The 11,895-nt window shown below is 61.0% G+C and carries 10 protein-coding genes and 1 pseudogene; 6 read left to right on the top strand and 5 right to left on the bottom strand.

The window, feature by feature from the left end; translation table 11 throughout:
* Both HMPREF2993_RS13640 and HMPREF2993_RS14045 read right to left on the bottom strand, forming a co-directional pair.
* Positions 1-367 (bottom strand): annotated as a pseudogene (locus tag HMPREF2993_RS13640) (hypothetical protein); the annotation flags it as partial.
* 146 nt (positions 368-513) lie between these two features.
* Positions 514-933, bottom strand: a complete 420-nt coding sequence (locus HMPREF2993_RS14045) for a transposase (protein WP_371325906.1) — start codon at positions 931-933, stop codon at positions 514-516.
* Here HMPREF2993_RS14045 and HMPREF2993_RS13890 point away from each other — a divergent pair.
* Positions 835-1,467 (top strand): hypothetical protein, encoded by a 633-nt coding sequence (locus HMPREF2993_RS13890; RefSeq protein WP_246822414.1) that lies wholly within the window; start codon positions 835-837, stop codon positions 1,465-1,467. The genes HMPREF2993_RS14045 and HMPREF2993_RS13890 overlap by 99 nt on opposite strands.
* A 117-nt stretch (positions 1,468-1,584) precedes the next feature.
* Here the strand turns inward: HMPREF2993_RS13890 and HMPREF2993_RS08805 are convergent, their stop codons facing one another.
* Genes HMPREF2993_RS08805 through HMPREF2993_RS08795 form a run of 3 tightly spaced genes read right to left on the bottom strand, consistent with a single transcriptional unit; the run spans position 1,585 to position 5,254 of the window.
* Positions 1,585-2,853: a glycosyltransferase family 87 protein gene (locus HMPREF2993_RS08805; protein ID WP_070701969.1), complete on the bottom strand. Its 1,269-nt coding sequence runs from the start codon at positions 2,851-2,853 to the stop codon at positions 1,585-1,587.
* Between the two features lie 11 nt (positions 2,854-2,864).
* A complete protein-coding gene (gene ilvD / locus HMPREF2993_RS08800) occupies positions 2,865-4,718 on the bottom strand; it encodes a dihydroxy-acid dehydratase (protein WP_070511651.1) in 1,854 nt (617 codons plus the stop codon).
* A gap of 2 nt (positions 4,719-4,720) precedes the next feature.
* Positions 4,721-5,254, bottom strand: a complete 534-nt coding sequence (locus HMPREF2993_RS08795; RefSeq protein WP_070516400.1) for a PH domain-containing protein — start codon at positions 5,252-5,254, stop codon at positions 4,721-4,723.
* 314 nt (positions 5,255-5,568) lie between these two features.
* Here HMPREF2993_RS08795 and HMPREF2993_RS08790 point away from each other — a divergent pair, with 314 nt between their 5' ends.
* The 5 genes from HMPREF2993_RS08790 (at position 5,569) to HMPREF2993_RS08770 (ending at position 11,872) form a co-directional block, all read left to right on the top strand.
* Positions 5,569-7,389: an acetolactate synthase large subunit gene (locus HMPREF2993_RS08790; protein ID WP_070701967.1), complete on the top strand. Its 1,821-nt coding sequence runs from the start codon at positions 5,569-5,571 to the stop codon at positions 7,387-7,389.
* Between the two features lie 5 nt (positions 7,390-7,394).
* The gene (gene ilvN / locus HMPREF2993_RS08785; protein ID WP_010186907.1) at positions 7,395-7,910 is read left to right on the top strand and encodes an acetolactate synthase small subunit; all 516 of its coding nucleotides are present in this window, start codon (positions 7,395-7,397) and stop codon (positions 7,908-7,910) included.
* A 109-nt stretch (positions 7,911-8,019) separates the two neighbouring features.
* The gene (gene ilvC / locus HMPREF2993_RS08780) at positions 8,020-9,033 is read left to right on the top strand and encodes a ketol-acid reductoisomerase (protein ID WP_049156493.1); all 1,014 of its coding nucleotides are present in this window, start codon (positions 8,020-8,022) and stop codon (positions 9,031-9,033) included.
* 132 nt (positions 9,034-9,165) lie between these two features.
* A complete protein-coding gene (locus tag HMPREF2993_RS08775) occupies positions 9,166-10,959 on the top strand; it encodes a GmrSD restriction endonuclease domain-containing protein (protein WP_070511653.1) in 1,794 nt (597 codons plus the stop codon).
* 28 nt (positions 10,960-10,987) lie between these two features.
* A complete protein-coding gene (locus HMPREF2993_RS08770; RefSeq protein WP_070511654.1) occupies positions 10,988-11,872 on the top strand; it encodes a hypothetical protein in 885 nt (294 codons plus the stop codon).
* Positions 11,873-11,895 lie beyond the last annotated feature (23 nt).

Genomic DNA, 11,895 nt, shown 5'->3' with positions numbered 1-11,895 from the left:
TGGCTGCCTGATTGGCGATGCCGCATGATACTACATCGACCAGCGCGATGCAGGACAGCATTTCAAGGCCCTGGATATATATCCGGTAGGGGTCCGACTGGGTGGTCGCAAAAGGCGCTACCTGAGGATTGATGTCAGTGACCCTGGCACGTTCAACTGCAGCAATGATTGCGCGTTGTTCATTAGCTGACAGGGATGCGAAGTAACCGTACGGGTCGGCGGACTCGTTCATCACCTTGATCTCGTCTTGAACATTCATGATGTCCTCATCTGTGACATCACTGGTGTCTACGCGAATTTCAGCGTCTAAGTCAATTGTTGATGCGGGCAAGGGGGGTAAGATTCCCCAGGTTTTGGGCAGCAGCACTTGGTGGAATGATTAAACCAAATGCGAGAACTGCTGCTGTAGATAAAGCCATGATGAATCTTGTGGCGCGATTGCGCATAAGAACTCCTGTAAATTTCGTGAAAACGATTATCCGTGACGAGGGAAACACGCATATTAGGTGCTCCTTACCCAGAGTAACAGATAATTCCTATTAGGAAACTAACAGTTGTAAAATCACCCCTAATTAGGTGTATATCCCCTGCCAATTTATCGATCACAGCTCCACACAGAAGTAACGAAGTACTACTAGTAACGCTCGTAGATTGAAGTGCCCCGAGTTTTGTTCCTAGGGGGGCAGGGCTCAGCAGCCAAGGGGAAGGTGACCACTTCGTGTTCAACTCCTCGATGACAAAGGCCCGCAACTGCGGGTTGGTATCGAGTTTACGGGGTTTAGGCCTGGCTAAACGGTCTACAGCCCGCTTTTGCGCCACGAGGGCATCGTAGCCATGCTCAGTCATCCCACGGGCGATTTCCCTGCTAATCGTCGACTGATTCCGGCCAAGGTGGGCTGCAATCTCACGGTGAGTAAGACCCTGATCAAGCAGATAGGCTATCGCTATTCGGTCATGGCGGATAAGACGCTTTCCGCGTCCTACCTTCGATTCGGATTCAGTGGGATGATCATTGAGTATCCAACGCCCATACATGCGATTATGGTGCCACGTTTTCACCGTGGCAGTGCAGCGATCAACAACCTGGCCGGCCTGTTTATAGCTTTTGCCAGCATCCACAAGTTTCAAAGCTTGGGCAATGCGATCCCGCTCGTGTTGTATGGCTCCACCGCGACTGGTATTGGCGAGTTCGATACCGTCTTGCGCAAGGTATCGGTAAGCGGTCTGTGGGAAACCTGTCTCTTTCAGTGCACTATGCGCAGACCGACCGCTTTCTACAATAGCAATGATCTTTTGGTATTGATCTTTGTACTTATCCTCATTCAGGCTCCGACGGCGCTTGCCACGGCTAAGGCCCTCAGCCTGGCGCCACACCTTCGCCGTAGCCTTCGAGCCCCCCAACTCCTTGAGGATCACCGACATCGGACGCGCATCATGCAGATACGCCTGCACATACCGCTCACGTAGCTTTCTATCGCCTAACATCTACACAACCTCCTAGCTGTATAGATGCATTCACCACCTGAGCCCGCCGCAGGCGCGGCGAACAACTTTGGCAGAACAGGCAGTTTTGCGTTTCGGGGCTTAGTTGGTTTGGGCCGCAGCGAGTTCGGTTTGTGGCTTGTCTGCTTTATTGCCTTGAACCTTGAGACAGATGGCGTAGAGAATCCAGCACAGGAGTGCTAGCCACACGAAATCATCGACCAAGAACTTCTGGTACAGCGGCATCGCGTGGACATCGATGCTGTCACCAAACCACCACTTCGGCGGAACGGTCAGCAGCATGCCAGTCCAAGCGGCGAGAACAGCCAGCGAGCTGCCGGCGACCCAGGTGGAATTGCGCCAGGACCAGGCGCGGTAGACCAGAAGCGGCACGATGAGGGACAGCCACACCCAGTGGTGGGACCACGAAACGGGGGAGATGAGCAGCATGGTGGTGGCGGTGGTGAGGTGGGCGTCGACAAGCAGGCCGCGCCGCATCTGAGCCATGATGAGTGCTGAGCTAAGGCCGATGATCGTGAGTGCCGCCACGAGCCACAGCACGTTGATGAGCATGCCGTTGTTGTTCATCGCCTCTTGGGAGGTAAAGAGGCGCTGGATGACACCCTTGAGCGAGGAATTGGACTGATAGTCAGTAGCCACGCCGAAGTCTGTGCCCTTGCCCATATCGAGAAGCTTTGAACTGAAGAACTCGACAAAGGCCTGCCATCGGTAGGCCGCGGCCAACAGCGTCGCCACGACGGCGGAGGCTAAGGCCGTGAGGATGGGCCGCCACTCGCGGCGCAGCAGGAAGTAGAGCAGCATGGCCAACGGGGTGATCTTGATGGCCGCCGCGAGACCTATCAGCCAGCCCTGCGGAAGCTTGCGCTCGCGGGGAACAAGATCAAAGATGACCAGCGCCATGATGACGATATTGATCTGCGCAAAACCATTGTTGAGGCGGATGGGTTCAAAGAACATGGCCGCGGCCCACGCGATCGCCACGGTGGGCCACAGGTGCGGCACCTTGAGCGCGCGGAAGATCGCGTAGAGGCAGGCAAAGACGAGGGCGTCCGAGAGGACGATCATGATATCGCCCGCGAGGGCGTCACTCATCCAATCAAAGGCAGTCAGCGGCACCATGACCAGCGCCCCGAAGGGCGGGTAGATAAAGGGGAGCGCCAAATCCCCGGCGTACATGGGCTCCGAGTAGACCGAGCGGCCCTCCATGAAGGCGCGCACGCCCTCTCGGTAAATGATCATGTCCACCGGGAAGTCCGTGTGGAGGACGTGGCGGATGACGCCCACCAGGCCAATGATGAGCCCGGCGGCGGTCAGGAGTGTGCGCCTTGCGGCGTTAGTGGCGAAATTCATCGCCCCATACTCTAATTGACGTAACTATCCACCACGCGCACCGCACCACGGTCAGCAGAGGTGGCCATGTTGGCGTAGGCGCGCAGGGCCTTGGTGACCGGGCGGTTGCGGTCCTTCGGCGTCCAGGGCTTCTCACGCTGCTCCTCGGTGGCGCGGCGGCGTTCCAAGACTTCTTCGTCAACGTCGAGGGTGAGCTGGCGCTCGCGGATGTTGATGGTGATGGGGTCACCGTTCTCCACGAGACCGATAAGCCCGCCGTGAGCAGCCTCGGGGGAGATGTGGCCGATGGAAAGGCCGGAGGTGCCGCCGGAGAAGCGGCCATCCGTAATCAAGGCGCAGGCCTTGCCCAAGCCGGAACCCTTGAGGAAGGAGGTCGGGTGCAGCATCTCCTGCATGCCGGGGCCGCCCGCGGGGCCCTCGTAGCGGATGACGATGACATCGCCGGGCTGGACTTCCTTCTTGAGGATGATGGACACGGCCTCCTCCTGGGACTCCACCACGCGGGCCGGACCGGTGAAGGTCCACAGCTCTTCCTCCACGCCGGCGGCCTTGACGATGGCCCCGTTGGGGGCGAGGTTTCCGCGCAGGACAACCAGTCCGCCGTCAGAGGAGAAGGCATGCTCGGCGTCGTGGATACAACCATTGGCCGCGTCGGTGTCGAGCTCATCCCAGCGGTTGGACTGGCTGAATGGCTCGGTGGTGCGTACACCGCCGGGTGCGGCGTGGAAAAGTTCGAGAGCGGCCTCCGTGGCCTTGCCGCCGCGGATATCCCAATCATCAAGCCATTCCTCTGCGTTGTCGTAGAGCGCGGTGTGGACCTTGAGGTTCAAGTGGCCGGCGCGGCGCAGCTCGCCCAAGATGGCAGGGATGCCGCCGGCGCGGTGCACGTCCTCGATGTGGTAGGTGCCGTTGGGCGCCACCTTGGACAGGCAGGGTACGCGGTAGGAGATCTCGTTGATGTCCTCGAGGGTGAAGTCCACCTCGCCCTCCTGCGCGGCGGCCAGCGTGTGGAGGATGGTGTTGGTGGAACCACCCATAGCCATGTCCAAAGCCATGGCATTGCTGAAGGCTTCCTTGGTGGCGATAGAGCGCGGAAGGACGGCGTCGTCTTCTTCGCCGTAGTAGCGTCGGCACAGGTCCACGATGGTGCGGCCGGCCTGCTCGAAGAGATCGCGGCGGGCGCTGTGGGTAGCCAGCGTGGTGCCATTGCCTGGAAGGGCCAAACCGAGCGCCTCGGTGAGGCAGTTCATGGAGTTGGCGGTGAACATGCCGGAGCAGGAACCACAGGTGGGGCAGGCGGATTCCTCCACCTGAGCCAGGCCCTCATCGGAGACGGCATCGCTGGCCGACGCCGTGATGGCCGTAATCAGATCCGTCGGTGCGTGCGCTACACCGTCGACGACGACGGCCTTGCCGGCTTCCATCGGGCCGCCAGACACGAAGATGGTGGGGATGTTGAGACGCAGCGCGGCATTCAACATGCCCGGGGTGATCTTGTCGCAGTTGGAGATGCACACCAGGGCGTCGGCAGTGTGCGCGTTGACCATGTACTCGATGGAATCGGAGATGATCTCCCGCGAGGGCAGGGAGTAGAGCATGCCGCTATGGCCCATGGCGATGCCATCGTCAACAGCGATGGTGTTGAATTCCTTGGGCACGCCGCCGGCTTCGCGCACGGCGTCGGCCACGATGTCGCCGACGTTCTTGAGATGGACGTGGCCGGGGACGAACTGGGTAAAGGAGTTGGCGATGGCAACGATCGGCTTGCCAAAGTCACTCTCCTTGGAGCCGGTAGCGCGCCACAGCGCACGCGCACCGGATGCCTGGCGGCCAACGGTGGTGACTTTAGAGCGGAGAGGGTACATGGTTAATCCTTCAGTTCGGGGTGTTTCTTGAGGTACTCGGCGTATTCCTCCTTGGTAAGGAGGATTTGTTGGCCATCGCGGTGGACGATGACGACCTTGTCATCGGCGGCTTCGCGGCCAGCGGTCAGGGCGTCGGGGATGCGGCCGTTGGAAGCGGCGGCAAGGCGGGGGAGAGAGTTAAAAGTCACGCCCGGCAGGTTGAGGTTGTCGCCGCTGGTGGTGCGAGCGTAGGCCTTCGAGCGCTGGAATCCGATGCCTTTAAAGTCCTTCCACGCGATGTCCTTGGGGCCGCGGAAGCCATAAGTGATGTGGATGCCTTTCGCGTCCACGGTGGTGCGGGCCCGCAGGACCCACCAGATGGCCAACACCGGGAAGATGAGGATCCAGAAGAGGTATTTCGGGGCCCAGCCAATGCTGAGAAAAGCGATTGCGGCGAGGATGCCGATGCCGAGGAGGTGTTCGCGGGTGGGCTTGAACGTTTCGGCCGTGGGGTGTTCGGCGCGAGAAGATGCGTTCTGCGGGTGTGAGGACGTCATAGTGGGTCATCGTAATTGACAGCGTGGCGCGGTGGCGAACCGCCCCACCTGTGCAATCTCGCAAAATGAGAAAAAGATCCCAAAAATGGGGGTAAATGCCTGCGGTGGCGTTTCTATCAGTGTACAGTTTAGCCCATGATCATTATTCGACTTCACCTCGTAGTAGTACCCGGGCGGCGCGAGCCGTAGCGAGTCCACTAGTGACGTCGACCAGCAAGCGCCCCCGTTACCTTCACACCCAGGAAGGACAGCGGGGGCGTTATTAGTTGGATGATCTCTCCGATATCCATCCCCACTGAAGGAGCACAACAACCGTGACAGCTTCCACTCCGCCACAGCGGGCGCCCGAGCGCATCACGGGCGCACACGCCATTGTCCGTACCCTCGAAGATTTGGGCACAGAGCTTGTCTTCGGCATTCCGGGCGGCGCCGTGCTTCCGCTGTACGACGCACTCTTTGAATCCACGAAGCTGCGCCACGTGCTCACCCGCCACGAGCAGGGGGCCGGCCACGCCGCCGAAGGTTATGCCCAGGCATCCGGAAAGGTAGGCGTCATGATTGCCACCTCCGGTCCGGGTGCCACCAACCTGGTGACCCCGCTGGCGGACGCCAACCTGGACTCCGTGCCGGTCGTGGCCATCACCGGTCAGGTGGGCAGCTCCTTGCTGGGCACCGACGCCTTCCAGGAGGCCGATATCCGCGGTGTGACCATGCCGATTACGAAGCACAACTTCATCGTCACCAAGGCAGAGGACATCCCGGGGGCTATTGCTGCCGCGTTCCACCTGGCGTCCACCGGACGGCCGGGCCCGGTCCTCGTGGATATCCCGAAGGATGTCCAGAACGCCCTGATGGAGTACTCCGGCCCAGTCATGCCGGACCTGCCGGGGTATAAGCCCACCACGACCCCGCACCCGCGCCAGATCACGCAGGCTGTTCAGCGAATTGCCCGCGCGGAGCGCCCGGTGCTCTACGTTGGCGGCGGCGTCATTAAGGCGGAGGCTTCCCGCGAGCTGCGCGAGTTTGCTGAGCTGACCGGCATCCCGGTGGTGACCACCCTCATGGCGCTCGGCGCCTTCCCGGATAACCACCCGCAGCACATGGGCATGCCCGGCATGCACGGCACGGTGCCGGCGGTGGCGGCGCTGCAGCGCGCGGATCTTATTATCGCCGTGGGCGCGCGCTTCGATGACCGCGTGACCGGTGATACCGATACCTTTGCTCCGCACGCTGAGGTCATCCACGCCGACATCGACCCGGCCGAGATTGGCAAGATCCGTGAGGTTGCCGTTCCCATCGTGGGTGATGCGCGCGAGGTGCTCCTTCGTCTGACCAAGGCTTATGCCAACGACGCGGAGTTGGACGCTCCGAACCTCGGTGACTGGATGGAGTACCTGGGAGATTTGCAGCGCCGCTACCCGCGCGGTTTCGAGCCGACGTCGGACGGGCTGCTCAATCCGCAGGAGGTTATCCAGAAGCTCAGCTCCATTGTGGGGCCGGAGGCTATCTACTGCGCGGGCGTCGGCCAGCACCAGATGTGGTCGGCACAGTTCCTCGACTTCGAGCACCCGCGCAGCTGGATCAACTCCGGCGGTGCCGGCACGATGGGCTACGCCGTACCCGCAGCGCTGGGCGCTAAGGCCGCATGCCCGGAGCGTGAGGTTTGGGCGATTGACGGCGATGGCTGCTTCCAGATGACCAACCAAGAGCTCACCACCGCCGCGGTGGAGGGATTCCCCATCAAGGTGGCTGTCATTAATAACGGAAACCTGGGCATGGTGCGCCAGTGGCAGACGCTCTTCTATGAGAACAAGTACTCCCATACCAAGCTGCGTGAGCACGATGAGTACGTTCCGGACTTCGTCAAGCTCAGCGAGGCCCTGGGGTGCGAGTCCATTCGCGTCACCACGGCAGAAGAGATTGGCCCCGCGATTGAGCGCGCGCGCTCAATCAACGACAGGCCAGTGGTCATTGATTTCATCGTGGGCCAGGATGCCCAGGTGTGGCCGATGATTGGTGGCGGCGCCTCCAATGAGGAAATTCAGTACGCCCTGGGCCTGCGCCCGCTGTTTGATGAAAACGAGTCCGCGGCCGAGGATCCGGCCGACATCCACGAATCCCTCGAGGAGGCCTAAGAACAATGGCTAAAGACGACATCACCCGACACATCCTGTCCGTGCGGGTCCAGGACATTGAGGGCATCATCTCCCGCGTGACCGGTATGTTTACCCGCCGCGGCTACAACCTCATCTCGCTGGTCTCCGCGCGGACCGAAACCGAGGGGATCAACCGCCTGACCATCGTTGTGGACGCCTCCGAGGTTGTCATCGAGCAGGTGACGAAGCAGCTCAACAAGATTGTTCCGGTGCTCAAGGTGGTGGAGCTGGAGGAAGAAAACACCATTGCCCGCGCCATCATGCTGGTCAAGGTGGCCGCGGATAACTCGAACCGCCCCCAGGTGGTCGACGCGGTGAACATCTTCCGCGCCCGCATCGTGGACGTATCGCCGGAGTCCGTGGTGGTGGAGGCCACCGGTACGCCGGGCAAGCTGCAGGCGCTTCTCGACGTCCTCGAGCCCTTCGGTATCCGTGAGCTGGTGCAGTCCGGAAACGTCGCGCTGGGGCGTGGCCCGAAGGCGATGGCACCGAGCAAATAAATAATCTCACATTGTGGGCATCTTGTCCCAAAATGTGATACAAATTCAGTAGACCACGTCACTATTCACTGAGTAGTGACAACGAACCACAGAGAGAAGGAACAACAACATGGCTATTGAGACTCTGTACGATTCCGATGCCGACCTGTCCATCATCCAGGGCCGCAAGGTCGCCATCATTGGCTATGGCTCCCAGGGCCACGCCCACGCAATGAACCTGCGTGACTCTGGCGTTGAGGTGGCGATCGGCCTGCGCGAGGGTTCCAAGTCCCGCGAGAAGGCGGAAGAGGCTGGCTTTAAGGTCCTGAGCAACGCTGAGGCGTCCAAGTGGGCTGACGTCATCATGCTGCTAGCCCCGGATACGTCCCAGGCGACCATCTTCGCCGAGGACATTGAGCCAAACCTGGAGGACGGCAATGCTCTGTTCTTCGGCCACGGCCTCAACATTCACTTCGAACTGATCAAGCCGGCGGAGAACATCACCATCGGTATGGTTGCGCCGAAGGGCCCGGGCCACCTGGTCCGCCGCCAGTTCGTCGACGGCAAGGGCGTGCCCTGCCTGATCGCTACCCAGCAGGATCCGAAGGGCGAGGGCCGCGAGCTGACACTGTCTTATGCCGCGGCCATCGGCGGCGCCCGCGCCGGCGTTATCCCGACCACCTTCGAAGCCGAGACCGTCACCGACCTCTTCGGTGAGCAGGCCGTTCTGTGCGGTGGTACCGAGGAGCTCGTGAAGGTCGGTTTCGAGGTGCTGGTGGAAGCCGGTTACGAGCCGGAGATGGCCTACTTCGAGTGCCTGCACGAGCTGAAGCTCATCGTTGACCTCATGTTCGAGGGTGGCATCAAGAACATGAACTACTCGGTCTCTGATACCGCAGAGTTCGGTGGCTACATCTCCGGTCCGCGCGTCATCGACGCCGACACCAAGCAGCGCATGAAGGACATCCTGTCCGACATTCAGGACGGAACCTTCACCAAGCGCCTGATCGCCAACGTTGAGGGTGGCAACAAGGAGCTCGAGGAGCTGCGCGCCAGCTACAACGATCACGAGATCGAGAAGACTGGTGAGAAGCTGCGAGATCTCATGAGCTGGGTCAAGAACCCGCTGGATGCAACTGCATAAATCGCACTGGATCTGAGTAATCCCGCTGGCCACCGGCTGGCGGGATTTTTCAATACCCGGGGCTTGGTGCCCGCAATGTGATGTTCGCGCACAAACGGGCACGTTCCCACATTTGGCGGTAGGCTCGAGGCCATGGGTTTCTCTACGCCAAGTTATGACCTTAATGACCTTTTCGCTCGCATCGATCGCGGTGATATTCAGCTGCCTGACTTCCAGCGCTCTTATTCCTGGGATGAGGACCGCATTAGATCGCTGATCGTCACCGTCTTGCGCGGCTACCCGCTCGGCGCATTTATGGCCTTGGATACCCGCAACGAAACCATGCGCTTTCGCCCCCGCCCATTGGCTGGGGCTCCGGATACCGGGGTGAACCCGGGCCTGCTCTTGCTCGATGGGCAGCAGCGCCTTACCACCTTGTATCACTGCTTCCGCGGCGAGGGCTTCGTCGATACCACTGATTTTCGTTCCAAGAAGGTCTCCCGCAAGTACTACGTGGACCTGCGCATAGCGACCTCGGAGGACATCATGCCGGACGAAGCCGTCTTCGCCGTCAACCAGCATGGCGAGCTGCGCTCCCACTTCGCGCCGGATATCGAAGGTTCCTTGAACAACCGCGAAGCCGCAATCGAAGAGTGCTGCATCCCGGTCTCAGCCCTGTTGAGCGAGGAAGGCACCAGCATGCTCTTCGAGCTCGCAGCCGCCAACGATGGTGCCACCCGTGATGTGGTTGCAGCCTTCAACAACCGCATCCTGCGCCCGCTGTCCGGGTACACCGTGCCGATGATCCGCCTCTCCCGGGAGACGGCAAGCGCCGGTATCGGCTCGATCTTTGCGCAGGTAAATTCCGCTGGTCTGCAGATGGATGTCTTCGATCTGCTCACGGCTGTCTTTGCCTCCGAAGACCCGGACTTCCACCTGGCGGAGGATTGGGCGGCCGTCGAGAAGCAGCTGCGTTCCTTCCCGGCGCTCGACGGCATTGGCCGCAACGAGTTCCTCTCGGCCGTGTCTTTGCTGGTGTCGGGGGAGAAGGGCAACGCTGGTGGTCAGCGCGAAGACATCCTGCAACTGACGCTCGCTGAGTACCGCAAGGCCGCGGAGACCCTCGTGATTACCTTCCGTGAGGTCGCCGAGTTCTTGGCTGAGCGCTGCATCCTGTCCCTGGAGCAGGTGCCTTATTCCGAGCAGATTATCCCGCTGGCGGTCATCCTGGCACGTCTGGCTGAGAAGAAGGGCGTGCTATCTACCCAAGACGCCTGGGACCGCCTCAACCAGTGGTTCTGGAGCGGTGTCTTCGGTGAGCTTTACGGCTCCTCGGCCGTCAAGCTGCGCGCTGCCCGTGATGTCGACGAGGTGACCAGCTGGGTTGCCGGCGATACCGAGAGCGTTCCGAAGACGGTGCGCGATGCTTCCTTCCGCGAGTCCCGCTTGCTGTCCGTGGGGGAGAACGACGGCGTATGGCACGGCCTCTACGCTCTGCTCATGGCACGCGGCGCCAAGGATTGGCGGACGGGGCGCGCCTTCAACCGCCATAGCTTCGAGGAGCTGCAGCCGGGATTCTTCCCGGTCTTCCCGCTTCGCTGGTGCGAGCGCCACGGTATCAGCGGCGTGCTGGCGAACTCCGTGCTCAACCGCACACCGATGGGCAAGCGCACCGAGGTGGTTCTGGACGGGCATTCGCCCGAGCGCTACCTGCCGCGCGTGCAGTCAAAGTCGATCATGGAGGATGCCGAGTTCGATAGTGTGTTGGCCTCCCACGACTTAGATCCGGAGCTGCTGACTGCGAAGACCGCGCACCAGTTCTTCGCCGATCGCCGCGAGCGCTTTGTCGGCATCGTCGAATATGCACTCAACAAGCAGGTGGTGCGCGACGTGGATGAGGCGAACCTTTCCGGCGGCGAGGAGGGCCCGCAGGCCTTTGCGCGTTAAGGTTCCTTCTCCACGTGCGCTACAGGTCGTGCCTGTAGCGCTGCTACTAGTCGTGACGGCCCTGGGCGCTGCGGGCTGTTCCTCGCTGGGGCGGGGCGAGCCGATCCTCACGCAGGACATCACCGCCCTCCCCGAAGCGGACATCGACCTGGCCCGCGCGAGCGAGGAGAACCGCTTGCGGCTTATCGACCCCCAATTCGCCAACGAGGTCACCGTGGTGGGGGACCGCTGGGGCATAGACTCTGCGCGCTTGTTCTTCAAGGAGAGCAATACGCTGATCCTCGCCGAAGAGACGGATGCCGCGGCCCTGCGCGCGGCGACGTTGAGCGTGTCGCAGCGCGTGCCCATGGTGACGTACGATGCGTCGATTCGCCCGCAGATTTCACAGCTGCTCACTGATCTCGACGTAGACCAGCTCCTCGTTATCGGTAACGTTCCGTGGGCCAGCCAGAACGGGCAACTTGAAGTTATCCATGACCCAGGAAACACCAAGGCGCTGGGGGAGTACACCGCTTTTCGCTTCACGTCGAAGGTAGTCATGAAACGCGAGCGCATGGTTGACAACATTGCGCGCTTGGATTCCTCTACGAAGACGGAGCTCAAGGCCGCCTGGGAGCCCCTGCCGCAGCACATAACGAAGGAAAAGATGCCGGCTATTCCAGCCCAGGCGCGCCGCGACGCACAAATGGCGCCGGTGATTGTGGCGACCGCGGAAAGCCCCCTAGCCAACGTGGTCAACGCCACCGCCTACGGTGGCACGGTCTTCGTCATGACCGAGCCAGATCCGTCGGCGACGAAGGCCGGCGCGGCGATAACGGCAGGGTTGTCGGAGGGGCCTATCGTGGCCCTCGGACCGGAATTCGGTTCAGTGACAGAATTCACGCATAAAATCACTCAGGGCTGGAAAGAATAAACTACACTTCTCGGCATCTCCAA

Origin of the sequence: Corynebacterium sp. HMSC068G04 (genome assembly GCF_001814885.1) — a bacterium.
Classification (GTDB): Bacteria; Actinomycetota; Actinomycetes; order Mycobacteriales; family Mycobacteriaceae; genus Corynebacterium; species Corynebacterium hiratae.
The sequence above is the reverse complement of the archived record's forward strand: the minus strand, read 5'-3'. Positions and strand labels throughout refer to the sequence as shown.